Origin of the sequence: Pseudomonas sp. FYR_5 (assembly GCF_043106315.1) — a bacterium.
Lineage (GTDB): Bacteria > Pseudomonadota > Gammaproteobacteria > Pseudomonadales > Pseudomonadaceae > Aquipseudomonas > Aquipseudomonas putida_Y.
In genome coordinates this window covers 225,261-248,627 of record NZ_JBICMK010000088.1, presented here as the reverse complement: position 1 = coordinate 248,627, position 23,367 = coordinate 225,261, and the positions used below count along the sequence as shown (strand labels likewise).

The window sequence follows — 23,367 nt, the reverse complement described above, 5'->3', positions numbered from 1 at the left end:
GCGACCCCTTCGGTCACCGAAGGCGGCGAGATCACCTACACCATCACGCTGACCAACAAAGATGGTCTGCCAATCAACAACCACAGCGCCTTGACCTTCACGCTGAGCGACGGCAAGACCGTTATCACCGTGCCGGCCAACGGCACCGTGGGTACTGCCACTGTCACTGCCCCGGACAACGTCTACGTCGGCACCAACGACCCTGTCGTGATGTCGATCGCTACCGTTGAAGGCGCGGATGTTGGCAAGTTCGAACAGCTGACGCTGGATAAAACCTCGGTTAGCACGACTGTCACCGACGAACCAGGTTCGGGTACTCCGGGCACCGGCAATCAGGGCGACGCCACCACGGTCGGTATTACCGGCACGACTTCGCTGACCGAGGGCGAGACCGGCCAGTACACGCTAGCCCTCAGTAACGCGTCCAAGTCCGAAGTCACTATCACCCTAAGCTACAGCGGTACCGCCAACAACGGTGAGGACTTCACCGGTGTCGCGACCGTGAAGATCCCGGCCAACAGCACAGGCACGACGTTCAACATCGCTACCATCAACGACAAACTGGTCGAAGGTACCGAGAACTTCGTTGTGAAGATCGAAACCGCCACGGGTGGTAGCTTCGAGAACCTGCAGATCGATAGCAGCAAATCGAGCGTGACGACCACCATCCTCGACAACGACCATCTGCCCGTTTCGCCTGGCAGCGCGGTATTTGGCGTGGAGGACACCGATTACGTGTTTGCCTGGGGTGATTTCAAAGTCACTGATGCCGATGGCAACACTAACCTGTCCGTGACCATCACCTCGCTCCCGGCCGCCGGCAACTTGCAGTTCTTCAACGGTACTGCATGGGTGAATGTGGTCGCTGGCCAGGTGGTCAGCCAGGCAGATATCACCGCCAAGAACCTGAAGTTCGTTCCGGCCCTGAACCAGTCGGGTGCGGACAACTACGGTGGTAATGGTGTGGGTAACCAGAAGGCTGACTATGCCCAGTTCAAGTTCAAGCCGAACGATGGCACCAACCTGGGCAGTGAAGTGACCATGAAGGTCGATATCAGCCCGATTGCCGACAAACCGACCCTGAGTTTCGGCAGCGCCGATATCGAGTCCAAAGGGCTGACGAAGGAGGTCTGGACCAGCCTCCAAGGCCTGGGTACTGGCGGCAACGGCATTACCGGCGAGGATCTGAAGACGGTCTTCGCCAACTCCGGCAGTTCCAATTTCAGCAGCACCACTACCAACGTACAATCCGATGGTAGCGTCACCGCTGGCACCGGTTCGAAAACGTCGGGCCTGATCTACCTGGAAGCCGGCAAGGTCTATACCTTCAGCGGTTCGGCCGACGACAGCTTCGTGGTCACCATCGGTGGCAAGACTGTAGTCACGGCCACCTGGGGAGCCGGTGGCGGGGTGTCGGGGACCTTTACCCCGAATACCAGCGGCTACTACCCGATCGAGGTCTACCATGCCAACCAGTCCGGCCCAGGCAGCTATGACCTGAACATCCAGGTAGGCTCCGGTGCCGTTACCGACCTGAGCAGCTCGAACGTCAAGATGTACCAGAACGTTACCGAGATGGCCAACGCCGGCCTGGGCGTGTCCGATCTGCACACTGTGAACGGTCAAAGCTACTACGACGGCTACAAGCTCAACGAAGGGCCTGAGGGTGGCTCGGTGAAGCTGGTGGGCATTTCCACCGCCCTGACCGACACCGACGGCTCCGAAAGCCTGAACGTGACACTCAGCGGTATCCCGAAAGGTACCGTGTTGAGCGATGGTGCAGGCCACACGGTTACGGTTGGTACTGCCCCGGTCGACGTGACAGGCTGGAAACTCAGTAGCCTGACGCTGACCCCGCCGGCCTATTACAAAGGCTCGTTCGACATCACGGTTACCTCGACTTCCACCGAAAGCCTTGGCGGCTCGGCCATCACCACCGGCAATATCCCGGTGACGGTGTACGCCGCGACCTACAAGGCCAGTGTGGGCACCTCGGGCAATGACACGATGACCGGTAGTGAAGGCAATGACATCATCGTCGCTGACGTATCCGGGCTGAACGTGGTTCAGGGCAAGAACTACAACATCGCCTTCATGGTCGACAGTTCGGGCAGTATGAGCGACAAGTCGATTGCTGACGCCAAGACGCAGTTGGCTTCGGTGTTCAATTCGCTCAAGGCCAGCTTGGGCTCGGACACCTCGGGTACCGTGAACATCTTCCTGGTCGACTTCGATACCCAGGTAAACAAGAACGTAGCAGTGAACCTTGCCGACCCGGACGCTTTGAGCAAGTTGCAAGCGGTATTGAACTCGATGGTAGGCGGCTACTACGGTGGCGGTACCAACTATGAAGACGCGTTCAAGACCACGTCCAACTTCTTCAACAGCACCATGGCCACCAGCAACAAAGGTGCGGAGAACCTGACTTATTTCATTACCGACGGTAAGCCAACCTATTATCAGAGCGGTGAGTCCACCAACCCTAGCCTGTGGAAGAATGGCAAGAGCCTGGACGATGTAGTCAACGTCAACAATTACAAGATGGGTGACACGTTCAGCGCGTGGGCCGACGCGACTCACAAGGTCGAGATCAGCAGCAATGGTGTGGTCAAAGTGCTGACCTATACCGAGAACCGCCGAGGTGAGTTGGTGCTTGACTCCACCAAGACGGTCGGCACCCTTCATGCACAAGGTGATGGTACCTATGAACTCTCCAGCCTGGGCGGTACCGGCTACGCGGATTACTGGAACTACGTCTACTCGGCCGCAGGTTCTACTGAAAGTTTCGCAGTCTTGGGCGGCACCAATGGCTTGAGCAAAGTCCAGGCTATCGGCCTGAACAGCGATGTCACGCTGAACGATCTGAAACCTTATGACAGTGCCGGCAAGCCACAGACCAATATCGACCCGTCCGATTTGGCCAAGGCGATTCTCGGTCACTCCGAAGCAACGGTGCCAGGTGCCGATACCATCGATGGCGGTAACGGCAACGACATCATCTTCGGTGACCTGATCACCCTCAACGGTGTGGTCAGCGAGGGCTACCAGGCCCTGCAGACGTACGTTGCACAGAAGAGTGGTGTTGAAGTCAGCGCTGTCACTACCAGCAATGTTCACCAGTACATCACCGAGCACTACACCGAGTTCGATATCTCCGGTGCCAAAGACGGCATCGACATCCTGTCGGGCGGCAATGGCAATGACATCCTCTTCGGCCAAGGTGGTAACGACACGCTAAGTGGTGGCAAAGGTAACGACATCCTGCTGGGCGGTACTGGCAATGACACCCTGATCGGTGGCCAGGGCGACGATATCCTGATCGGTGGCAGCGGTGCCGACACCTTCGTGTGGAAGGCTGGCGACATCGGTAACGACGTGATCAAGGACTTCAACAAGGCCGAGGGTGACCGTATCGACCTGAAGGATCTGCTCCAGGGCGAGAAGGGCAGCACCATCGATAACTACCTCAAGCTCACCACGGTGGAGGGTACGACCACGTTGCAAGTCAGCAGCGAAGGCAAGCTCAACGCCGAAGGTGGTATCGCCAACGCCGACGTGACCATCAAGCTGGAAGGGGTTAACTGGTCCAACCAGACGATCAACTCGTTGATCAGCGGTGCCGACCCGACCATCATCATCCACAACAAGGACAGCTGATAGACCACCGGGGCCGCATAGCGGCCCCGGCTCTTTCCTGTCACCCGCCAACAGCGCATACTCTGGCGCCGGGCCTGCGCGCCCGGCGATCTTTGCCTATGCTGCTGTCTACCAACAAGGAACCAACGTGACGAGGGACATCGCCATGTTCTACGTGCAACGCAACGCCGCCGGCCAGTTGCTGCGGGTGGAAGCAGCCGCGTTTGATCAGTTCACCGAAATACTCCCTTCAGACCATGCCGATATCCAGGAATGGTTTGCCGATGATGTTGTGGAAAACAGCCTCAACCAGCTCAAGCAAAGCGACCTTGACATGATCCGCGTGCTCGAGGACCTGATCGACGTGCTGACCGCCAAGGGCGTGTTCAAGATCACCGACCTGCCCGCCGGCGCGCAGGCCAAGCTGCTCAACCGCTCCACGGCGCGCAAGGCGCTCAGCAGTCTCAATAACCTGATTGACGAAGAAGAGCAGGGCGGGCTGATCTAACAGCGAGCTGGTTCCCGCGACAGTCGCCGCCGGGTTGGTGTTCGGAGCCAGCGAAGAGGCCGGTACAGGCTACAAATTCTGGTACTGAGCCGCCGCATTGCTCAGAATTTTGCCAATCTCTTCCCGCAAGCCGGCAGGCTGCTCTACCACCACCCCGTCCCCATGGCTCAACAGCCACCAGCGTAATGGCCAGCCGTCACTTACCGTGCCGCGTAACCGATGCCCATGCTCCAGTGCCGTCAGCTGCATGTCGCTGCTCAACGGCGCATCCCGCAACTGCCGCGCCAGTGCATCGCTGATTCGCGCAACCAGCTCCACGCCCTCACCCTGCGATGGCTGCAAGGCATCCCCGCGCAGATGCGTCAGCAAGTCGAAATTACCGCGCAATTCGCCCACGGCACTGGCCGACCAGTGCCAACCGAACGGAATGCTCTTGTCATTGCGCTCCAGTGGGAATATCAGAGAAAGCTCGTTGAGGTCACGCTCGACAGTGCGTTTGCTGACCGTGAAGCCCACGTCGCGCAGGCGCCAGACCAGCTCGGCGCTGGTGATGCCTGGGGAACGGCTGGGCAACTGGCGCAGCAGCGCCCACTGTCGGCTGAGGGTGGCGCGAGTGGTGGCGAACGGCAAAAGATAACGTCCTTGTCTAGGCTTGCCGCAATAGGATGGCGGCATGCGAGGGGCATGGCAATTGGCCACAGCCTGCTCAGATCAAGGAAGTCGCATTTGGTTGCCTCGTGCCGAATCGTTCGCGACAGGTTTTGACGTGACGTCGCGCAGAATCACGCCTCATCACAGCCGAAGGTTGGGGTTGTGCGTCGTTCAATGAGGATGAACATGTCTGTTGCCAGCAATATCCATTCGCTACTTGCACGCCTTCTGCCCGAGCGGGTCATCGCCCCACCTGCCCCTGCAGGAAGGCGACAGCGGCTGTTTTCCGGTGTGGGCTTGCCCAGCCAGCGATCGCTGCTGGTCAACCGCCTGGATGAGGCCAACGACTTGCAGGCGGTGTATGTCGACCTGCGCCGCCAGGCATTGCAAGGCAGCGTGTCCGCATTGAACGACCTCGGCTGGATCTGGCTCAACGGCAAGTACTGGCGGGCCGACACCGTGCTGGCCGGGCACCTGTTGCGCATGGCGGCCCTGCAGGGCAATGCTGCTGCCTGGTTCAACCTTGGGCAGCAGCACTACTTCGGCAAAGGCATTGACCCTTCATATGTGCAGGCGGCGGAGTGTTACCGGCAGGCCTTCGACCGGGGCATGCTGCATGCTGCCGCCGCATTGGGTGACCTGTATGAGGAGGAGGTGTGCGACGGTGACCTGAAGTGGCAGGTTGACCTGGTGCAGGCCTATCAGTGGTTCTTGCGTGGAGCCGAACAGGGCGAGGCGCGTTGTCGTTTTGAAGTGGGTTACCGGTTGATGCATGGGCTGCACGTAGAGGCCAACCTCAAGGCAGCGCTGTACTGGCTTGAGCTGGCGGCAGCGGCGGGGGTGGTGCAAGCGGCGGAGGAACTGGCGGTGCATTTCAGCAGCCGTGACGCGCTGCGGTATCAGGAGTGGCGGGACCGGGCGGTGCAGATGGGCAGCACATTGGCGCTGACCATGAAGCTGGAAGACCAGATCCAACCCTGAGTATTTCTCTCCAGTGCTGGCTGAAAATGAACAACATTCAACCCAGGCTATTCGTCGCCCCCTGTTGACGACAGGGGGATGTCGGGGCGTATATTGATAGTTAGCAAACTATGAATATATTTGGTTCTCTTCATGTCCCTTGATCTCCTGCGGCTGCAAGTCAGCAGTGGCCTGGTAGTCGCTGCCCGTCACTGGCGGCGCATCTGTCATACCGCCTTGACCGGCTACGGCATTTCCGAGGCCTGCGCTGCGCCGCTGCTGATGATCGTGCGCCTGGGCGACGGCGTGCACCAAGTGGCTGTGGCCCAGGCCGCCGGCCTGGAAAGCCCGTCGCTGGTACGCCTGCTTGACCAACTGTGCAAAGCTGGCCTGGTGTGCCGTAGCGAGGACCCACTGGATCGCCGCGCCAAGGCACTGAGCCTGACTGCCGAAGGCCGTGCCTTGGCCGAAGCCATCGAAGCCGAACTGGTGCGCTTGCGCCGCGATGTGCTCGGCGGTATCGACCAGGCCGACCTGGAAGCTGCCTTGCGTGTGCTTCGTGCCTTCGAGGCTGCCGGCCTGGGCAGCGCAGGCGGGCTGGCATGAACGGCTTCTTCAGCTCCGTTCCTCCGGCCCGTGACTGGTTCTACGGTGTGCGTACCTTCGGCGCCTCCATGATTGCCCTGTACATTGCCCTGCTCATGCAGTTGCCGCGTCCCTACTGGGCCATGGCTACGGTGTACATCGTCTCCAGTCCGTTCGTCGGCCCGACCAGCTCCAAGGCGTTGTACCGTGCCGTGGGCACGTTGCTCGGCGCTGGCGGGGCAATCTTCCTGGTGCCGCCGCTGGTGCAGTCACCGTTGCTGTTGAGCATCGCCATTGCCCTGTGGACCGGCACCTTGCTGTTCCTTTCGCTGAACCTGCGCACGGCCAACAACTATGTGCTGATGCTGGCCGGGTATACCCTGCCGATGATTGCCCTGGCCGTGGTCGACAATCCGCTGGCAGTGTTCGACGTGGCCTCTTCTCGCGCGCAGGAAATCTGTTTGGGGATTGTCTGCGCGGCGGTAGTCGGGGCTATCTTCTGGCCACGCCGACTGGCGCCGGTGGTAGTCGGTGCCACCGGAAACTGGTTCACTGAGGCCATTCGCTACAGCGACACCTACCTGGCCCGAGATGCCAGTGCCGACAAGGTCGGCGGGATGCGCGGTGCGATGGTGACCACCTTCAACTCGTTGGAGCTGATGATTGGTCAACTCGGCCACGAAGGCGCCGGCCCGCATACCCTGAAGAACGCTCGCGAACTGCGCGGGCGGATGATCCATCTGCTGCCGGTGATCGACGCCCTCGACGATGCACTGGTAGCCTTGGAAAGCCGCGCCCCGGCCCAGTTCGCCCAGCTTCAACCCGTGCTTGAAGCCGCTCGTGAATGGCTCAAAGGCACTGCCGAAAGCGCTTCAGTAGCGCACTGGGCCATGTTGCACGAGCAGATCGGCCGCCTGCAGCCCGCCACAGCCGCCCTCGACCAGCGCGCCGAGCTGCTGTTGTCCAACGCCCTGTATCGCCTGACCGAATGGGCCGACCTGTGGCAGGACTGCTGCACCCTGCAGCACGCCCTGCGTACCGATGATGCCAAGCCTTGGCGTGCGGTGTATCGCCATTGGCGCCTGGGCCGCCTGACAGCGTTTTTCGACCGTGGCCTGATGCTCTACTCGGTAGCCTCCACGGTTCTGGCGATCGTGGTCGCCTGCGGCCTATGGATCGGCCTGGGCTGGAACGACGGCGCCAGTGCGGTAATCCTCGCGGCAGTAGCGTGCAGCTTCTTCGCTGCCATGGATGACCCAGCACCGCAGATCTACCGGTTTTTCTTCTGGACGCTGATGTCGGTCATCTTCTCCAGTCTGTACCTGTTCTTGGTACTGCCCAACCTGCACGACTTCCCGATGCTGGTGCTGGCCTTTGCCGTGCCGTTCATCTGCATAGGCACGCTGACCGTGCAGCCGCGCTTCTACCTGGGCACCTTGCTGACCATCGTCAACACGTCGACCTTCATCAGCATCCAGGGTGCCTACGACGCCGATTTCTTCACCTTCCTCAACTCCAACCTGGCCGGTCCCGTGGGCCTTCTGTTCGCCTTTATCTGGACCCTGGTGATGCGCCCGTTCGGCGTGGAGCTGGCGGCCAAGCGCATGACCCGCTTCGCCTGGCGTGACATCGTTGAAATGACCGAGCCTGCGACCTTGGCCGTACACCGTCAGGTTGGCGTACAGATGCTCGACCGCCTGATGCAGCACCTGCCACGTCTGTCGCAAACCGGCCAGGACAGTGGTGTGGCGCTGCGCGACCTGCGCGTGGGGTTGAACCTGCTCGACCTGCTGGCGTACATGCCGCGCGCCGGCCAGCAGGCTCGCGAGCGCCTGAACACTGTGGTCGAGGAAGTCGGCGCGCACTACGCGGCCTGCCTGCGTGCCGGCGAACGCCTGCATGCCCCGGTCGCACTGCTGCGCAACATGGAGCGCGCGCGCCTGGCGCTGAACCTGGACGAGCTGTACGAGCGTGGCGATGCCCGCACCCACTTGCTGCACGCCCTGAGCGGCTTGCGCCTGGCGCTACTGCCGGGGGTGGAGGTGATGCTCGAACCTGCCGAACAACCACAACTGCCCCCCGGGCTCGACGGAGCGCCCTTGTGATTGGTGAACTGGATATCAGCGGGGTGTTTCTGCCCACGCTGCTGGTGATGATGCTTGGCACCTACCTGCTGTTCCTGGGGGTGCACGCGGTGCTGGTGCGCCTGCATTTCTACCGCCTGGTCTGGCACCGGGCGTTATTCAACGTTGCCCTGTATGCCGTGCTGCTCGGCGGGGTGGACCACTTTTGTCGAAACCTGATGCTGCCATGAAAAAACCTACACTGACCCTGGGCCGTGTGGTCCTGACCTTGCTGGTAGTGACCTTCGCCGCCGTGCTCGTGTGGCAGATGGTGGTCTACTACATGTTTGCCCCCTGGACCCGTGACGGCCATATCCGCGCTGACGTGATCCAGATCGCCCCCGATGTGTCGGGATTGATCCAGAAGGTCGAGGTGCGCGACAACCAGACCGTCAAACGCGGCGACGTACTGTTCACCATCGACCAGGACCGCTTCACCCTGGCGCTGCGTCAAGCCAAGGCAACCCTCGGCGAGCGCCAGGAGACCCTGGCCCAGGCTTCCCGCGAAGCGCAGCGCAACCGCAAGCTGGGCAACCTGGTGGCCGCCGAGCAACTGGAAGAAAGCCAGTCCCGCGAGTCCCGTGCCCGTTCGGCCGTCAGCGAGGCGCAAGTGGCTGTCGATACCGCCCAGCTCAACCTTGACCGCTCGGTGGTGCGCAGCCCGGTAGACGGCTACCTCAACGACCGCGCGCCGCGTAACCACGAGTTCGTCACCGCTGGCCGCCCGGTGCTTTCGGTGGTCGACAGTGCCTCCTACCACGTCGACGGCTACTTCGAGGAAACCAAGCTGGGGGGTATCCATATTGGTGACGCCGTGGATATCCGCGTGATGGGCGACAACACCCGCCTGCGTGGCCATGTGCAGAGCTTCGCCGCTGGTATCGAAGACCGCGACCGCAGCAGTGGCGCCAACTTGCTGCCCAACGTCAACCCGGCGTTCAGCTGGGTACGCCTGGCCCAGCGCATTCCGGTGCGCATCGCCTTTGACGAAGTGCCGCAAGACTTCCGCATGATCGCCGGGCGTACTGCCACGGTGTCGATCATCGAGGGCCAGCGCCCATGAAACAGCTGATCCTGGCTGGCCTGTGCCTGTCGCTGGGGGCCTGCATGATGGTGGGGCCCGACTATGAGGTGCCTGGGGATGCGGCCGTGCAACGCAATGACCTGAACGGTCCGCTGCGCCAGGATGCCGACAGCGTCGTGTCGGCGCCGGTCCCCGAGGACTGGTGGCAGCTGTATCAGGATCAGCGGCTGAACGAGCTGGTGCGTCAGGCGCTGAGTGCCAACACCGAACTGCGCGTGGCGGCGGCCAACATCGCCAAAGCTCGCGCCCAGGTGGAGGTGGCTGAATCGCAAGGCGGCTTCAACGGTGGCGTCAAACTCGGCGCTCAGCGGTTGCAGGAGTCGGGCGAAGCCTTCCTGCAGCCTGAGAAGGTGCCGGTAGCCAACATCGGGGAGGCCATCATCAGTGCCTCGTACCAGTTCGACCTGTGGGGCACCTTCAAGCGTGGTACCGAGGCTGCCAAGGCAAATGCCGACGCGGTGCAGGCCGCTGCCGACACTGCCCGCATCACCCTTGTGGCGGACGTGGTCAAGGCTTATACCCAGGTGTGCTCGGCTAACGAGGAATACCATATTGCCCGTGAGTCGCTCGATTTGCAGGAGCAAAGCGTGAAACTCAACCAGCGCCTGCGCGATGCTGGGCGTGGCGATGAAACCCAGGTTACCCGCTCGCAGACCCAGTTCAAATCCCTGCGTGCCGAACTGCCACGTTTCAAGGCCGAGCGCGAGACGGGTATGTACACCCTGGCTGCGCTGCTGGCCAAACCGGTCGACCAACTGCCTGCCGGAACCGCCGATTGTGCCGAGTTGCCGCACCTGAACCAGCTGGTTCCTGTGGGCGATGGTGCGGCCCTGCTCAAGCGCCGCCCCGACGTGCGACAGGCCGAACGCCAACTGGCTGCCGCCACCGCCTATATTGGCGTGGCTACCGGCGCGTTGTACCCGGACATCAGCATTGGCGCGCAGGTTGGCACCATCGGTATCCTGGAGAACCTTGGCGAGCCTTCGACCAACCGCTGGGGCTTTGGCCCGCAGATCAGCTGGACCATCCCCACCAATGGCACCCGTGCCCGCATTCGCATGGCCGAGGCCTCGACCCAGGCGGCACTGGCGCACTTCGATGGCGTGGTGCTGAACGCCATTCGCGAGACCCAGACCCGGCTGGCACAGTACAGCGCCTTGCTCGATCGGCGCGATGCGCTGGCCGAGGCGGAGAAGTCGGCCAAGGAAGCGGCGGACCAGACGCACCGGTATTACCAGGCGGGGCGTGAGTCGTTCCTGGCGGATTTGCAGGCGACGCGGACGTATACCGATATGCGTGCGCAGTTGGCTGCGGCCAATAGCCAAGTGGCGCAGGGGCAAATTGCCTTGTTCCTGGCGTTGGGTGGTGGTTGGAAGGGGATCGCCAAGCCCTGACGCGATCCTTGAGGTCTGGTCCTCTATGCCACCCACTTGATCTGATTTGTAGCAAGATTTTTCATGAAATCTGTCCAGCACCCTTGAGTGAAGCAAAGTGGAAGTGAACAATGTTCTCTTTCGCATTCACCTTCGAGACTGGCCATGAATACCCGTTCCCGTCTGCTTGCCTGGCTGCCGGCTTTGCTGCTTGGCCCGGTGCTGGTGCTGTGCAGCACCTTGGCGCTGGCCGAGTCCCCCGCCGAGGCTGCCAAAGCCCAGCACCTGCTGGATTACATTGGCGCCGACTACCCGCCGACCGTACAAGACGGCAAGGTGATCGACGAGGGCGAATACCGCGAGCAACAGGAGTTCAGCGCGGTATTGGCTGACCTGGTCAAAGGCCTGCCCGCAAATACTGAACAAGCGGCTTTGGAGCAGGGCGTCCAGGCGCTGCGCCAGGCCATCGACCAGCGTCAGGAAGGTACCGCGGTCGCCAAGCAGGCCCGGCAGCTGGGTGCGCGACTGGCGGTGGCCTACGAGGTCAGCCAGGCCCCGGTGATTACCCCGGACCCAGCCCGCGGCGCTGCGCTGTACGCACAAAACTGCTCGGTCTGCCACGGCGACACCGGCGCCGGCGATGGCCCGGCTGGCGTGGGCCTGGAGCCTGCACCCGCCAACCTGCGCGATGTCTCGCGCCTGGACCAGTTAAGCCTGTTCGACCTCTATAACACCCTGGCCCTGGGTATCGATGGCACCGAAATGCCGTCGTTTGCCGACCAGCTGGACGACCGCCAACGCTGGGATGTGGCCGCGTATATCGCCAGCTTCACCGCCAAGCCGGAAGCGGGCAAAGGTGACAAGACCTGGAACCTCGCCGACCTGGCTCGCCAGACGCCGGCCGAAGTCGCCGCCAACGAAGGCACTGCGGCCGTCGAGGCATTCCGTGCCCAGCGTGCCCAACCGCCGCAAGTAAAGCGCGGCCCGGCGCAATTGCTCGAATACACGGCCAGCACACTGGACAAGAGCCTGGCGGCCTACCGCGCAGGCGACCACGATCAGGCTTATGACCTGTCGGTGGCGGCCTACCTGGAGGGTTTCGAGCTGGTGGAAAGCTCGCTGGACAACATTGACACCCAGGCGCGCAAGAACACCGAAAAATCGCTGATGGCCTACCGTCAATCCCTGCAGGACGGTCTGCCCGTGGCCCAGGTCGAACAGCGTCTGGCCGAAGCCAGAACCAAGCTCGAGCAGGCGGCCAAGTTGCTGGGAAGCGATGGTCTGAGCTGGTCGCTGAGTTATATCTCCGGTTTGCTGATCCTGCTGCGCGAAGGCCTTGAGGCGATTCTGGTGCTGGCGGCGATCCTGGCCTTCCTGCGCAATACCGGGCAGCAGTCGGCAGTACGCAGCGTCAACATCGGCTGGGGCCTGGCGCTGGTTGCCGGCTTCGCCACCTGGGCGCTGGCGGCCTATGTGATCGATGTGGGGGGGGCCCAGCGCGAGCTGCTGGAAGGCTGCACAGCACTGTTCGCTGCAGTGATGGTGCTATGGCTGGGTGTGTGGATGCATGACCGCCGCCACGCAGCCGCCTGGAAGGACTACATCAAGAGCAGCCTGGTCAGCGGCGGCGGGCGCTTCGGCTTTGCTGTGCTGGCATTCTTCTCGGTATACCGCGAATTGTTCGAGGTGATCCTGTTCTACGAGACCCTCTGGCTGCAGGCAGGCCCTGCCGGGCATCAGGCGGTGCTGGCGGGTGGCGCGACGGCACTGGTGCTGCTGGTGGGCCTGGCCTGGGTGATTCTGCGGGGTTCGGCCAAGTTGCCGCTAACGCTGTTCTTCAGCATCAACGCCGCGCTGCTGTGCGCGCTGTCGGTAGTGTTCGCCGGGCATGGCGTGAAGGCGCTGCAAGAGGCCGGTGTGCTGGGCACACGGCCGGTGGCGTTCTTTGAGTTCGACTGGCTGGGGATTCATGCCGATGCCTACTCGCTGTCGGCGCAGGCGGTGGCCTTGCTGGCCATCGTGTTCCTTTACGGCCGCTCGTGGCTGGCGGAAAGGCGCAGTGCTGCGGCCAACTGACTGGAACCTGCGCGGTCCAACCGGGGCCGCGCTAGGTCTCAGATCTTGCGCAAGCCTGATGTTCAGGCCGGCTGTGGCGCCTTGAGAATGTTCTGCAGCAACTGGACACTTTCAACGGCGTCATGACCCAGACTGGTCAGGTAGCCGCCATCCGGTTGATCGGTCAGCCCCTTCTCATGCAGGCGTTGTGCAGCCGCGATCAGGGCGGGGGATGCGGTGCTGGTTATCTTGATGCCTTCCTGGCTGCTGTCGTGTTTGAACAGCGCGAGTACTTCCAGTTCGTCGATCAGATCGGGGGTAAAGGGCATGGCAGCTCCTGACTTCCAGACAAGGATGGCGGCACCGTCAGCGGTGCCTGATCTTCGAGTGTAGCCGGGTTATTCGTCGTCGCCTTGATCCATCTCAGGCGGCAGCTCCGGCAGTGCCCGCAGAGCATTCTCATACCACTCGCCGTTGAATGCACGGTCCTCTACCAGCATGTTGTCAATTTCGAAAGCCAGCACATGGGCCATCAGGTTCAGAATGTCTTCACGCTCATAGCCGACCAGCGTCAGCTTGTTGAAAGTGGCCTTGGCCGCAGGCGGCTCGCCGCTCTCGATCTGGTTTTCGATGGCTTGGGTCAGCGTTGCCTCGGCGAAGGCTTCGTCGTCGTCATTGCCGATGTCGGTGGGCTCGCTCATGGCGGTACTCCTAGGGTGGGATGCAACAGTGTGCCATGCCGATGGCGACAATGCCCAAGCATTGACGCGGTGCATGACGCTGGTCAGCGGCAGGCGTTCAGTCTATAAAAGCCAGGCCAACCCCTTACGGCCTGGAGGCTGTTACCTCATGCTCAAGCTTCATGGATTCTCGGTCAGCAACTACTACAACATGGTCAAGTTGGCCCTACTGGAAAAAGGCCTGCCCTTCGAGGAAGTCACCTTCTATGGCGGCCAGGCGCCACAGGCGCTGGAAGTGAGCCCGCGGGGCAAGGTTCCGGTGCTGCAGACCGAGCAGGGCTTCCTCAGCGAAACCAGTGTGATCCTCGACTACATCGAGCAAACCCAAAGCGGCAAGGCACTGCTGCCGGCCGACCCGTTCGAGCAGGCGAAGGTGCGTGAGCTGCTCAAGGAAATCGAGCTATACATCGAGCTGCCGGCGCGTACCTGCTATGCCGAGTCGTTCTTTGGCATGTCGGTCGAACCACTGATCAAGGAGAAAGCGCGTGCGGACCTGCTGGCCGGTTTTGCCACGCTCAAGCGCAACGGGCGTTTTGCACCCTATGTTGCGGGCGAGCAGATGACGCTGGCAGACCTGATGTTCTGCTTCTCGGTCGACCTGGCCAACGCGGTGGGCAAGAAGGTGCTGAACATCGACTTCCTGGCGGACTTCCCGCAGGCCAAGGCGTTGCTGCAACTGATGGGCGAGAACCCGCACATGGCGCGGATCTTGGCGGACAAGGAAGCGTCGATGCCGGCCTTCATGGAGATGATTCGCAGCGGTAAACGCTAAGAGTCCTGTTGGGTCATTCGCGGGTAAACCCGCTCCTACAGGTACAGCACAACCGTTGTAGGAGCGGGTTTACCCGCGAACGAGGGCGAAGCCCTCGCCCCGGGAGTTAGCGAGACGCCAACAGGGCTTTGCCGCGAACTACGGCAGCGCGCACCTGCGCCGGCGCCGTACCACCAATGTGGTCACGTGCGTTCACCGAGCCTTCCAGAGTCAGCACGGCAAACACGTCCTGCTCGATCTGGTCGCTGAACTGGCGCAGTTCGTCCAGGCTCATCTCGGCCAGGTCCTTGCCAGTGTCCACACCATACTTCACCGCGTGGCCAACGATTTCGTGGCAGTCACGGAACGGCAGGCCACGGCGAACCAGGTAGTCGGCCAGGTCGGTAGCGGTGGAGAAACCGCGCAGGGCCGCTTCACGCATGATGGCGTGCTTGGGCTTGATCGCCGGGATCATGTCAGCGAAGGCCCGCAGCGAGTCGCGCAGGGTGTCGGCGGCGTCGAACAGCGGTTCCTTGTCCTCCTGGTTGTCCTTGTTGTAGGCCAGCGGTTGGCCTTTCATCAGGGTCAGCAGGCCGGTCAGGGCGCCGAACACGCGGCCGCTCTTGCCGCGTACCAGCTCTGGCACGTCCGGGTTCTTTTTCTGCGGCATGATCGAGCTGCCGGTACAGAAGCGGTCCGGAAGGTCGATGAACTGGAACTGTGCGCTGGTCCACAGCACCAGCTCTTCGGAGAAGCGCGAAAGGTGCATCATCGCCACGCTGGCCGCTGCGCAGAATTCGATGGCGAAGTCACGGTCCGACACGCCGTCCAGCGAGTTGCCGGCCACGGCTTCAAAGCCCAGCAGCTTGCAGGTCAGTTCGCGATCGATCGGGTAAGTGGTGCCGGCCAGTGCGGCGCTGCCCAGAGGCATGCGGTTGGTGCGCTTGCGGCAGTCGACCAGGCGCTCATAGTCGCGGCTGAGCATTTCGAACCAGGCTAGCAGGTGGTGGCCAAAGGTGACTGGCTGCGCCGTCTGCAGGTGGGTGAAACCAGGCATGATGGTTTCGGCTTCACGCTCTGCCTGCTCCAGCAGGCCCTGCTGCAGGCGAGTGATTTCAGCCAGGATCAGGTCGATCTCGTCGCGCAGCCAAAGGCGGATGTCGGTGGCCACCTGGTCGTTGCGGCTACGGCCGGTGTGCAGCTTCTTGCCGGTGATGCCGATGCGGTCGGTCAGGCGTGCTTCGATGTTCATGTGCACGTCTTCGAGGTCGACACGCCAGTCGAAGTTGCCGGCTTCAATCTCGCCCTGGATGGTTTTCAGACCATCGATGATGGTGTCGCGCTCGGCATCACTGAGCACGCCGACCTGCGCCAGCATGGTGGCATGGGCGATCGAACCCATGATGTCGTGACGGTACAGGCGCTTGTCGAAATCTACCGAGGCGGTGAAACGGGCGACGAAGGCGTCGACGGGCTCACTGAAGCGGCCGCCCCAGGACTGATTGGTCTTGTCGGTGCTCATGGATTCACTCATTGCAGGCGTGAACGAAAAAGTGGCGTCGATGATAGCAGGGTTGGGCTGGCTGCCGCAGGGCGCCGGTCGAGAGAAATACCCGGAAGATCGCAGAGAAGGATTTCAAGGAATGAACGGCAGTGTTCCACGGACCGTCTACAGTTGGACAAAGGACTGGCAGTGAATCTGCCGGGCCGAGTGAATCTTTGGCCATCGCACCGGTCTAGAGCGTGACCGCAGTGTCGCTCGAACCACACCTGTCTACGCTATACCTGTGCGAGACTCATTCAGGAATCCAGCGCAATTATGAATGTCCTGATCGTTGATGACGAACCTCAAGGCCGTGAACGCCTCAGCCGGCTGCTCGGCGAACTGGAGGGTTACACTGTGCTGGAGCCCAGCGCCACCAACGGCGATGAGGCCTTGGCGCTGATTGAAAGCCTCAAGCCCGATGTGGTCCTGCTGGACATCGGCATGCCAGGCCTGGATGGCCTGCAGGTGGCCGCTCGCCTGTGCGAGCGCGAGACGCCGCCAGCGGTGGTGTTCTGCTCCGGGGATGATGAATACGGTGCAGAGGCATTCAAGGACAGTACCCTCAGCCATGTCACCAAGCCCTTCCAGGCCCAGGCCTTGCGCGATGCCTTGCGCAAGGCCGAAAAACCCAACCGAGCCCAACTGGCGGCACTTACCCGGCCGGCCAATGAAGGCGGTGGCCCACGCAGCCATATAAGCGCCCGCACGCGTAAAGGTATTGAACTGATCCCGTTACCCCAGGTGATCTATTTCATTGCCGACCACAAGTATGTGACTTTGCGTCACGAAGCCGGGGAGGTGCTGCTTGACGAGCCACTCAAAGCCCTGGAAGACGAATTTGGCGAACGCTTCGTGCGCATCCACCGCAATGCATTGGTCGCCCGCGAGCGCATCGAACGCTTGCAGCGCACCCCGCTGGGGCACTTTCAGCTGTATCTGAAAGGCCTGGACGGCGATGCCTTGACCGTCAGCCGTCGGCATGTGGCTGGTGTGCGCAAGATGATGCAGACCCTCTGAGGCCCTCGGATCCGGGCCGCTCCTGCACCTGGCTGCGTATGACCTGTTGATCCGTATCTGCAAGCGATACCGGCGATGCTGTTATCATCGGCGGTATTTCTCTGGATCGGGGCGTTTCATGTCCACTCGCGAAATCCGCATTGCCACCCGTAAAAGTGCTTTGGCCCTGTGGCAGGCCGAATACGTCAAGGCCCGCCTCGAGCAGGCCCACGCCGGTCTGCAGGTGACCCTGGTACCCATGGTCAGCCGTGGTGACAAGTTGCTCGACGCGCCGCTGGCAAAAATCGGCGGGAAGGGGCTGTTCGTCAAGGAACTGGAAACCGCGCTGTTGGACAACGAAGCCGACATCGCCGTGCATTCGATGAAAGACGTGCCCATGGACTTCCCTGAGGGCTTGGGCCTGTACTGCATCTGCGAGCGTGAAGACCCGCGTGATGCCTTCGTTTCCAATACCTTTGACAGCCTCGAAGCGCTGCCTGCCGGCAGCATCGTCGGCACCTCAAGCCTGCGCCGTCAAGCCCAGTTACTGGCGCGCCGCCCGGACCTGCAAATCCGTTTTCTGCGCGGCAACGTCAACACCCGCCTGGCGAAGCTGGATGCCGGCGAGTACGACGCCATCATCCTCGCCGCCGCGGGCCTGATCCGTCTGGGCTTCGAAGATCGCATCACCTCCACCATCAGCGTCGATGACAGCCTGCCGGCAGGTGGTCAGGGCGCGGTGGGCATCGAGTGCCGCAGTGCCGACGTTGAGATCCATGCACTGCTGGCGCCACTGCACCATGTTGACACCGCTGACAGGGTAATGGCCGAGCGCGCGCTGAACAAACGCCTGAATGGTGGCTGCCAAGTGCCGATTGCCTGTTACGCGGTACTTGAAGGTGACCAGTTGTGGCTGCGTGGCCTGGTCGGCCAGCCTAGTGGCGGGACCTTGCTGGTGGCCGATGCCCGTGCCCCCCGTACAGCTGCCGAGCCCTTGGGCGTACAGGTGGCCGAAGAGCTGCTGGCTCAGGGCGCCGAGGCCATTCTCAAGGAAGTCTACGGCGAGGCCGGCCATCCGTGAGCCAATGGCGCCTGTTGCTGACCCGGCCTGCCGAGGACTGCGCGGCGCTGGCGCAAAGCCTGGCGGCAGCGGGAGTGGGCAGCAGTTGCCTGCCACTGCTGGCGATTGAACCCATTATCGTGCAAGCCCCGCAGCGACGGTCGCTGGAAGGCTTGCATGACTTCCAGGCGATCATTGTGGTCAGCAAGCCGGCCGCCCGGCTGTTGCTTGAACATCTGGCCGAGAGCAGTATCCAGCCTCCACAGCGAGGCTGGTTCACCGTGGGCGAGGCAACGGCTGGGGTGCTGCAGGGTGCTGGGCTGGAGGTAAGCTCTCCGCCGCGTGGCGATGACAGCGAAGCCTTGCTGGCGCTGCCGGCCCTGCGCCAGGCCGTTTCCGTGCCGGCACCGCGTGTCTTGATCGTTCGCGGCGTCGGAGGTCGCGAACTGCTGGCAGAGCGTCTTGCAGAGCAAGGTGCTAGTGTCGAATATCTGGAACTGTATCGTCGCTGCCTGCCGGCCTACCCGGCGGGTACGCTGATGCGCTGCATTGAAGCGGAACGCCTCAATGGCCTGGTGGTCAGCAGTGGGCAGGGTTTTGAACATTTGCAGCAGATGGCCGGTGCCGATTGGCTGCGGTTGGCCCAGTTGCCGCTGTTCGTGCCCAGCCCGCGGGTCGCCGAGCAGGCCAAGGCCGCCGGGGCCCAACAGGTTGTGGATTGCCGTGGCGCCAGTGCCACGGCCTTGCTGGCAGCCGTGCAGCGTAGCGCTGCACCTGCCTCTTAAGGCGCTAAGCTGAATGCGGTGCGCCCCCATGCAAAGGATGGATACGTGAGCGAGACTGTCTTGTCCAATAACGATCAACCGTCGGCACAGGCGCCTGCGGAACCCGTTACCACCCCACCTGCCAAACGCTCCGGCAGTGGCCTGGCAGCGCTGGCCTTGCTGCTTGGTGCGGCCGGGGTGGCGGTAGGTGGGTGGGGTGTCTGGCAGGTGCGTCAACTGCAGGGCAGTGAGTTCAACCAGGGCCAGCACATCGAGGCGCTGAATCAGCGCGCCGAGGCGCTGCAGCAACGTGAGCAGCAGATCAGTGCGCAACTGGCCAGTCTGCCAGCCGCCAGCGAGCTGGAAGACCGCCGGCGTCTGGTAGCCCAGCTACAGGGCGACCAGCAGCGTCTCAGTCAGCGCCTGGAAACCGTGCTGGGAGAAAGCCGCAAAGAGTGGCGCCTGGCCGAAGCCGAGCACCTGCTGCGCCTGGCTACCCTGCGCCTTTCAGCGTTGCAGGACATCACCAGTGCCAAAGCCCTGGTCGAAGGCGCCGACGAGATCCTGCGCGAGCAGAGCGACCCGGGTGCCTTCGCCGCCCGCGAGCAACTGGCACGCAGCCTGGCCATGCTCAACAGCACTGAGCAACCCGACCGAACCGGCCTGTTCTTGAAACTGGCTGCCCAGCGTGAGCTGGTACAGCAGCTGAGCGCCCAGTCACCCGAGTTCGACAGCAACGCCGATGCGCTTGGTGCCCTGACCGCCGACGGTGATGGAGCCAGCAGGCTGTCGCAATGGTGGGCAGAAATATCCAAGTACTTCCAGATCGACTTCAACGCCGATGAAAACGTGCGTCCGTTGCTGGCCGGGCAGCAGTTGAACCAGCTGCGCCTGGCCCTGAGCCTGACTATCGAGCAGGCCCAGTGGGCGGCGCTCAATGGCGATGCCAAGGTTTACACGCAGGCGCTGGACGACGCCCGCAGCGTACTGCTGGCCAACTTCAACGCAGACAACCCGCAAAGCAAGGCCATGCTCGACAGCCTCAATGCCTTGGCTGATCAGCCGGTGTCGGTGGTTACCCCTGACCTGAGTGAAAGCCTGGCGGCAGTGCAGGCCTATATTCAGCGTCGTCACCTGCCGACCGAGGCTGAAGGGGGCAAGCCATGAAGCGTGTCTACCTGTTGGCCGTGCTTGCGATCGTGGTTGCAGCGGCACTGGGCATCGCGGTCGCCAAGCACAGCGGCTATGTACTGATTTCCTATGGTGGCTTCCGCTACCAGTCGGGGCTATGGGCAGCCTTGGCCGGTGTTTTGGCGGTCGTCCTGTTGCTGTGGTTGCTGCGCTATCTGGTCGGCCTGGTGCTGACTTCCAGTGGTGTGGTCAACCCGTGGTCACGGCGTAACCGCAGCCGGCGTATCCGCCTGGCGATCGAACAGGGCCAGCTTGATCTCGCCGAAGGCCGCTGGGCCAGTGCCCAACGGCACTTGCACCGTGCCGCCGAGGCTGAGCGCCAACCGTTGTTGTACTACCTTGGTGCCGCGCGCGCGGCCAACGAGCAAGGCCGCACCGAAGACAGCGACAACCTGCTGGAGCGTGCCCTGGAGCGCCAGCCACAAGCGGAGCTGGCCATTGCCCTGACCCATGCCCAACTGCAGATGGACCGAGGCGAAAGCGATGGAGCCCTGGAAACCCTGCTGGCCATGCAGGAACGCCACCCGCACAACGGCCAGGTGCTGCGCTTGCTGCAAAGCCTGTACCTGGAGCGCGGCGACTGGTCTGCACTGATTCGTCTGCTGCCAGACCTGCGCAAGGGCAAGGTGCTGCCGGCCGCCGAGCTGGCTGCTCTGGAACAACGTGCCTGGGGCCAGAACCTGAGCCTGGCTACCACCCGTGGCGAAGACGCGCAAAGTGCACGTCAATCCTTGGAGCGCGCCTGGCAGCAGCTGACCGCAGCCCAGCGCCAGGAGCCACAACTGGTGCTGGCGTACGCCGAGCAGTTGCGCCAGGTAGGTGCCCAGAACGAGGCCGAACAAGTGCTGCGTACTGCCCTCAAGCGCGACTACGAAAGCCACCTGGCCCGCCTTTACGGCCTGGTGCGTGGTGATGACCCGGCGCGTCAGCTGCAAACCGCTGAAGGTTGGCTCAAGGCTCACCCGCAAGACGCCAGCCTGCTGCTGACCCTGGGCCGTCTGAGCCTGCAGAACCGCCTGTGGGGCAAGGCGCGTGACTACCTGGAAAGCAGCCTGCGTATGGAGCGCAACCCCGAGGCCTGTGCTGAGCTGGCCCGCCTGCTCGCTGGGCTGGGCGAGACCGAGCGCAGCAACCAGCTATTCCAGGAGGGCCTTGGCCTGCTGGACGAACGCCTGCTGGCGCTGCCTTTGCCAGAAGGCGTACGCGCCTGACCCACCCTAAGGCCCGCGCCAAGGTGCGGGCTTTGGGGGCAGGTAATTTATCTTTTGCTGTCAGTTAGATCTGAAGTCCATTTCTTCCGTCGCCTCCTACCGCATATCTAGAAATTTCCTACGCGATTCAGCGACTTGTCGTTGCTGTCGTGCCTTGAAACAAAGCGTGTCTTTCCTCTACCGTTTCAAGCCCCTACTTTTTCCCCGGGACCTTCACTGCCCATGCTGCCGGCCCGTTTGCGCACCTTTTTTCTTCCTGCCTGCCTGCTCGCACTGGCGGTACTGGTTGCGTCTTTCCGTCTGGAAAACACAGTGGGGCTGAAGCCGTGCCCATTGTGCCTCAGCCAACGGTTGCTGCTTGGCGTGTACGCGCTGCTGTGCTTCGCAGCCGTGCTGCAGGCGCCGGGCACGCAGGGCATCCTTCGTTACGCTCGGCTGGCGCTGGGCTGCTCGCTGGCCGGCGCATTGCTGGCCGCTCGGCATGTCTGGTTGCAGGGTGCTGAGGGAGGAGATGAAGTATGCCCGGTGCCGATCGGGCGCGTGTTCGCGCACTCCTGGGGTGAGGCGGCACGGCAACTGTTGCTGGGTGGCCCGGATTGCCGTTCGCTTGCCTGGAGCTTTCTTGATCTGACACTGCCGGAATGGAGCCTGTTGGCCTTCCTGCTGCTGGCGGTTCTGCCCTTGAGTTGCCTGCTGGCGTATCGTTTCCGCACCCTGGCAAGAACATGACCTGGCGCAAGGTTGCGCCATTAGCGCGACCAATGGTGATGTAACAGGGTATTAAACGCTTGTATGAACTTTGTGTGCTGCGTACCTTGAAGGGCAGCACGCGCGGGAATAATCTCCCAGCACGCATACCGGAAAAACAACTGCTCGATGCCGTCCTGCTGATGTCACCTTTGTGCTGCGCGGTCGTAGTACGAGGTGCAGCGGCATCTACCCAGAAGGGAAGAGATCGCCATGCTCGATAGTTGTCAGAACGCCCAGGAACGCTGGGGTGGGGTTCACAAGCTGATCGACCGTTGGCTGGAGGAGCGCCAGGAACTGGTGCAAGCTTTTCGCGCCCTGCGCGATGTGAAGCCAGCCTTCGCCGACAAGGACACCAACGGGGACTTTTGCTCACTTCTGGTCGACTACGTTTCGGCGTGGCACTTCGAAGTCTGCGAGCAACTGGTCAGCGAGGCCAAGGCGTTCGGAGACGAGAAGGCGCTGAAGCTGGCCGAAGAGATCAACCCACGGATCAACGACAGCACTCAGATCGCACTGGCCTTCAATGACCATTGCGCCAAAGGGGAGTGCAAGGACACCGAACGCTTTGCCGAGAAGCTGGCCAAGTTGGGCGGGCTGTTGCATGAGCGCTTCGAGCTCGAAGACTGCCTGATCGAAGTGCTGCACAACGCGCACAAGGAAGAGGGTGCAGTGCAGGCCTGAGGTTGGCGTCAGTCGCCAACCGCCAGCAGTTCGATCTCGAATACCAAGGGGGTGTAGGGTGCAATCAGGTCTCCCGCCCCCTCGGCGCCATAGGCTTGCGCTGAAGGAATTACCAGGCGCCATTTGGCGCCGGTGTGCATTTTCGGCAAGGCGACCTGCCAGCCTTCGATAACCGAATCCAGGTTGAACCATTGGGGGGTCTGGTTCTGGTCGAATATTGAGCCGTCCGGCAATCTGCCCACATAGCGCACTTGCACTTTGCCGCCCGCTTTTGGCTGTGCACCCGTGCCTGCCTGCAATTCGCTGTACAGCACACCTTCCGTTAGTTCGTGCACCCCATAACGCCCACGTTCATTAGCCATGAAACGCGTTTCGGCGGCCTGCAGCTTTTGCGCAGCGGCGTCACCTTCCTGGGCTTCATGCTGCTGCAGCACTGCCTGCATGTGTGCCTTGTCGAGCTTGAGGGGTTGCCCCTGATAGGACTGTTTCAGGCCTTCGACCAGTGCATCCAGTTGCAAGCCCGGCATCTCCTGGCGCAGGCGTTCACCCAGGCTGGCACCCAGGCTGTAGGCCAAATCGTGGTCGTCGTTGTCGGCCAAGGCGAGGGAGGCCATCAGGCATAAACCTAAAACAAGATATCGAGGCAACGCCTGACTCCCAAATGCCAGCAATGATTAATTCAGCAACTACACTTTCACGCAG

At 62.1% G+C, this 23,367-nt stretch carries 23 protein-coding genes; 18 read left to right on the top strand and 5 right to left on the bottom strand.

Features of this window, described 5'->3' with window-relative positions:
* Together ACF8RA_RS16875 and ACF8RA_RS16870 are read left to right on the top strand one after the other, a co-directional pair.
* A partial coding sequence (locus ACF8RA_RS16875) for an immunoglobulin-like domain-containing protein (RefSeq protein WP_392519374.1) occupies nucleotides 1-3,657 on the top strand: 3,657 nt, incomplete at its 5' end.
* 145 nt (nucleotides 3,658-3,802) lie between these two features.
* Nucleotides 3,803-4,144, top strand: coding sequence for a hypothetical protein (locus ACF8RA_RS16870; protein ID WP_021782542.1), 342 nt, complete (start codon nucleotides 3,803-3,805; stop codon nucleotides 4,142-4,144).
* A 69-nt stretch (nucleotides 4,145-4,213) separates the two neighbouring features.
* Here ACF8RA_RS16870 and ACF8RA_RS16865 read toward each other — a convergent pair whose 3' ends face one another.
* The gene (locus ACF8RA_RS16865; protein WP_070096106.1) at nucleotides 4,214-4,774 is read right to left on the bottom strand and encodes a WYL domain-containing protein; all 561 of its coding nucleotides are present in this window, start codon (nucleotides 4,772-4,774) and stop codon (nucleotides 4,214-4,216) included.
* 207 nt (nucleotides 4,775-4,981) lie between these two features.
* On the opposite strand from ACF8RA_RS16865, the gene ACF8RA_RS16860 reads away from it, so the two are divergent.
* The 7 genes from ACF8RA_RS16860 (at nucleotide 4,982) to ACF8RA_RS16830 (ending at nucleotide 12,996) form a co-directional block, all read left to right on the top strand.
* Nucleotides 4,982-5,776 (top strand): tetratricopeptide repeat protein, encoded by a 795-nt coding sequence (locus ACF8RA_RS16860; protein WP_209968845.1) that lies wholly within the window; start codon nucleotides 4,982-4,984, stop codon nucleotides 5,774-5,776.
* A gap of 132 nt (nucleotides 5,777-5,908) precedes the next feature.
* A complete protein-coding gene (locus tag ACF8RA_RS16855; protein ID WP_176685295.1) occupies nucleotides 5,909-6,361 on the top strand; it encodes a MarR family winged helix-turn-helix transcriptional regulator in 453 nt (150 codons plus the stop codon).
* The gene (locus ACF8RA_RS16850) at nucleotides 6,358-8,445 is read left to right on the top strand and encodes an FUSC family protein (protein ID WP_176685294.1); all 2,088 of its coding nucleotides are present in this window, start codon (nucleotides 6,358-6,360) and stop codon (nucleotides 8,443-8,445) included. The genes ACF8RA_RS16855 and ACF8RA_RS16850 overlap by 4 nt, the downstream gene beginning before the upstream one ends.
* A complete protein-coding gene (locus tag ACF8RA_RS16845) occupies nucleotides 8,442-8,654 on the top strand; it encodes a DUF1656 domain-containing protein (protein WP_176685293.1) in 213 nt (70 codons plus the stop codon). The genes ACF8RA_RS16850 and ACF8RA_RS16845 overlap by 4 nt, the downstream gene beginning before the upstream one ends.
* Nucleotides 8,651-9,526, top strand: a complete 876-nt coding sequence (locus tag ACF8RA_RS16840) for an efflux RND transporter periplasmic adaptor subunit (protein WP_392519373.1) — start codon at nucleotides 8,651-8,653, stop codon at nucleotides 9,524-9,526. Before ACF8RA_RS16845 ends, ACF8RA_RS16840 begins: the two co-directional genes overlap by 4 nt.
* Nucleotides 9,523-10,941, top strand: a complete 1,419-nt coding sequence (locus ACF8RA_RS16835; protein ID WP_176685291.1) for an efflux transporter outer membrane subunit — start codon at nucleotides 9,523-9,525, stop codon at nucleotides 10,939-10,941. The genes ACF8RA_RS16840 and ACF8RA_RS16835 overlap by 4 nt, the downstream gene beginning before the upstream one ends.
* A gap of 144 nt (nucleotides 10,942-11,085) precedes the next feature.
* Entirely contained in the window at nucleotides 11,086-12,996 is a 1,911-nt protein-coding gene (locus tag ACF8RA_RS16830; RefSeq protein WP_209968830.1) for a cytochrome c/FTR1 family iron permease, read from the top strand.
* Nucleotides 12,997-13,058: 62 nt separating this feature from the next.
* Here the strand turns inward: ACF8RA_RS16830 and ACF8RA_RS16825 are convergent, their stop codons facing one another.
* Entirely contained in the window at nucleotides 13,059-13,304 is a 246-nt protein-coding gene (locus ACF8RA_RS16825; protein ID WP_021782549.1) for a TIGR02647 family protein, read from the bottom strand.
* Between the two features lie 69 nt (nucleotides 13,305-13,373).
* Nucleotides 13,374-13,676 (bottom strand): hypothetical protein, encoded by a 303-nt coding sequence (locus tag ACF8RA_RS16820; RefSeq protein ID WP_021782550.1) that lies wholly within the window; start codon nucleotides 13,674-13,676, stop codon nucleotides 13,374-13,376.
* A gap of 148 nt (nucleotides 13,677-13,824) precedes the next feature.
* On the opposite strand from ACF8RA_RS16820, the gene ACF8RA_RS16815 reads away from it, so the two are divergent.
* Nucleotides 13,825-14,487 carry a glutathione S-transferase gene (locus ACF8RA_RS16815; protein ID WP_176685289.1) on the top strand — a complete coding sequence of 221 codons (663 nt, stop codon included), beginning with the start codon at nucleotides 13,825-13,827 and terminating at the stop codon, nucleotides 14,485-14,487.
* Between the two features lie 106 nt (nucleotides 14,488-14,593).
* Here ACF8RA_RS16815 and argH read toward each other — a convergent pair whose 3' ends face one another.
* Nucleotides 14,594-15,988, bottom strand: coding sequence for an argininosuccinate lyase (gene argH, locus ACF8RA_RS16810; RefSeq protein ID WP_014861057.1), 1,395 nt, complete (start codon nucleotides 15,986-15,988; stop codon nucleotides 14,594-14,596).
* Here argH and ACF8RA_RS16805 point away from each other — a divergent pair.
* The 8 genes from ACF8RA_RS16805 (at nucleotide 15,987) to ACF8RA_RS16770 (ending at nucleotide 22,665) form a co-directional block, all read left to right on the top strand.
* On the top strand, nucleotides 15,987-16,163 hold the full coding sequence (locus ACF8RA_RS16805) for a hypothetical protein (protein ID WP_176685288.1): 177 nt from the start codon (nucleotides 15,987-15,989) through the stop codon (nucleotides 16,161-16,163). The two genes, argH and ACF8RA_RS16805, sit on opposite strands and share 2 nt — an antisense overlap.
* A 122-nt stretch (nucleotides 16,164-16,285) precedes the next feature.
* A complete protein-coding gene (locus ACF8RA_RS16800; protein ID WP_176685287.1) occupies nucleotides 16,286-17,029 on the top strand; it encodes a LytTR family DNA-binding domain-containing protein in 744 nt (247 codons plus the stop codon).
* Nucleotides 17,030-17,147: 118 nt separating this feature from the next.
* Nucleotides 17,148-18,089, top strand: a complete 942-nt coding sequence (gene hemC / locus ACF8RA_RS16795) for a hydroxymethylbilane synthase (protein ID WP_176685286.1) — start codon at nucleotides 17,148-17,150, stop codon at nucleotides 18,087-18,089.
* Nucleotides 18,086-18,853 (top strand): uroporphyrinogen-III synthase, encoded by a 768-nt coding sequence (locus ACF8RA_RS16790; protein ID WP_339534258.1) that lies wholly within the window; start codon nucleotides 18,086-18,088, stop codon nucleotides 18,851-18,853. Before hemC ends, ACF8RA_RS16790 begins: the two co-directional genes overlap by 4 nt.
* A gap of 45 nt (nucleotides 18,854-18,898) precedes the next feature.
* Nucleotides 18,899-19,999 carry a uroporphyrinogen-III C-methyltransferase gene (locus tag ACF8RA_RS16785; RefSeq protein ID WP_392460382.1) on the top strand — a complete coding sequence of 367 codons (1,101 nt, stop codon included), beginning with the start codon at nucleotides 18,899-18,901 and terminating at the stop codon, nucleotides 19,997-19,999.
* On the top strand, nucleotides 19,996-21,234 hold the full coding sequence (locus tag ACF8RA_RS16780; protein ID WP_176685285.1) for a heme biosynthesis protein HemY: 1,239 nt from the start codon (nucleotides 19,996-19,998) through the stop codon (nucleotides 21,232-21,234). The genes ACF8RA_RS16785 and ACF8RA_RS16780 overlap by 4 nt, the downstream gene beginning before the upstream one ends.
* A gap of 222 nt (nucleotides 21,235-21,456) precedes the next feature.
* Nucleotides 21,457-21,963, top strand: coding sequence for a disulfide bond formation protein B (locus tag ACF8RA_RS16775; RefSeq protein ID WP_392514054.1), 507 nt, complete (start codon nucleotides 21,457-21,459; stop codon nucleotides 21,961-21,963).
* A 231-nt stretch (nucleotides 21,964-22,194) separates the two neighbouring features.
* Nucleotides 22,195-22,665, top strand: a complete 471-nt coding sequence (locus ACF8RA_RS16770) for an Rsd/AlgQ family anti-sigma factor (protein ID WP_021782559.1) — start codon at nucleotides 22,195-22,197, stop codon at nucleotides 22,663-22,665.
* A gap of 8 nt (nucleotides 22,666-22,673) precedes the next feature.
* Here ACF8RA_RS16770 and ACF8RA_RS16765 read toward each other — a convergent pair whose 3' ends face one another.
* A complete protein-coding gene (locus ACF8RA_RS16765) occupies nucleotides 22,674-23,312 on the bottom strand; it encodes an FKBP-type peptidyl-prolyl cis-trans isomerase (RefSeq protein WP_392519372.1) in 639 nt (212 codons plus the stop codon).
* Between the last annotated feature and the right edge of the window lie 55 nt (nucleotides 23,313-23,367).

What these genes read in the sequence shown, in the direction of transcription:
- argH (WP_014861057.1), bottom strand. Translation starts at nt 15,988, where the DNA reads ATGAGCACCGACAAGACCAATCAGTCCTGGGGCGGCCGCTTCAGTGAG.
- ACF8RA_RS16825 (WP_021782549.1), bottom strand. Translation starts at nt 13,304, where the DNA reads ATGCCCTTTACCCCCGATCTGATCGACGAACTGGAAGTACTCGCGCTG.
- ACF8RA_RS16770 (WP_021782559.1), top strand. Translation starts at nt 22,195, where the DNA reads ATGCTCGATAGTTGTCAGAACGCCCAGGAACGCTGGGGTGGGGTTCAC.
- ACF8RA_RS16780 (WP_176685285.1), top strand. Translation starts at nt 19,996, where the DNA reads ATGAAGCGTGTCTACCTGTTGGCCGTGCTTGCGATCGTGGTTGCAGCG.
- ACF8RA_RS16850 (WP_176685294.1), top strand. Translation starts at nt 6,358, where the DNA reads ATGAACGGCTTCTTCAGCTCCGTTCCTCCGGCCCGTGACTGGTTCTAC.
- ACF8RA_RS16860 (WP_209968845.1), top strand. Translation starts at nt 4,982, where the DNA reads ATGTCTGTTGCCAGCAATATCCATTCGCTACTTGCACGCCTTCTGCCC.
- ACF8RA_RS16800 (WP_176685287.1), top strand. Translation starts at nt 16,286, where the DNA reads ATGAATGTCCTGATCGTTGATGACGAACCTCAAGGCCGTGAACGCCTC.
- ACF8RA_RS16835 (WP_176685291.1), top strand. Translation starts at nt 9,523, where the DNA reads ATGAAACAGCTGATCCTGGCTGGCCTGTGCCTGTCGCTGGGGGCCTGC.
- ACF8RA_RS16855 (WP_176685295.1), top strand. Translation starts at nt 5,909, where the DNA reads ATGTCCCTTGATCTCCTGCGGCTGCAAGTCAGCAGTGGCCTGGTAGTC.
- ACF8RA_RS16830 (WP_209968830.1), top strand. Translation starts at nt 11,086, where the DNA reads ATGAATACCCGTTCCCGTCTGCTTGCCTGGCTGCCGGCTTTGCTGCTT.
- ACF8RA_RS16775 (WP_392514054.1), top strand. Translation starts at nt 21,457, where the DNA reads ATGCTGCCGGCCCGTTTGCGCACCTTTTTTCTTCCTGCCTGCCTGCTC.
- ACF8RA_RS16815 (WP_176685289.1), top strand. Translation starts at nt 13,825, where the DNA reads ATGCTCAAGCTTCATGGATTCTCGGTCAGCAACTACTACAACATGGTC.
- ACF8RA_RS16840 (WP_392519373.1), top strand. Translation starts at nt 8,651, where the DNA reads ATGAAAAAACCTACACTGACCCTGGGCCGTGTGGTCCTGACCTTGCTG.
- ACF8RA_RS16870 (WP_021782542.1), top strand. Translation starts at nt 3,803, where the DNA reads ATGTTCTACGTGCAACGCAACGCCGCCGGCCAGTTGCTGCGGGTGGAA.
- hemC (WP_176685286.1), top strand. Translation starts at nt 17,148, where the DNA reads ATGTCCACTCGCGAAATCCGCATTGCCACCCGTAAAAGTGCTTTGGCC.
- ACF8RA_RS16820 (WP_021782550.1), bottom strand. Translation starts at nt 13,676, where the DNA reads ATGAGCGAGCCCACCGACATCGGCAATGACGACGACGAAGCCTTCGCC.
- ACF8RA_RS16805 (WP_176685288.1), top strand. Translation starts at nt 15,987, where the DNA reads ATGGATTCACTCATTGCAGGCGTGAACGAAAAAGTGGCGTCGATGATA.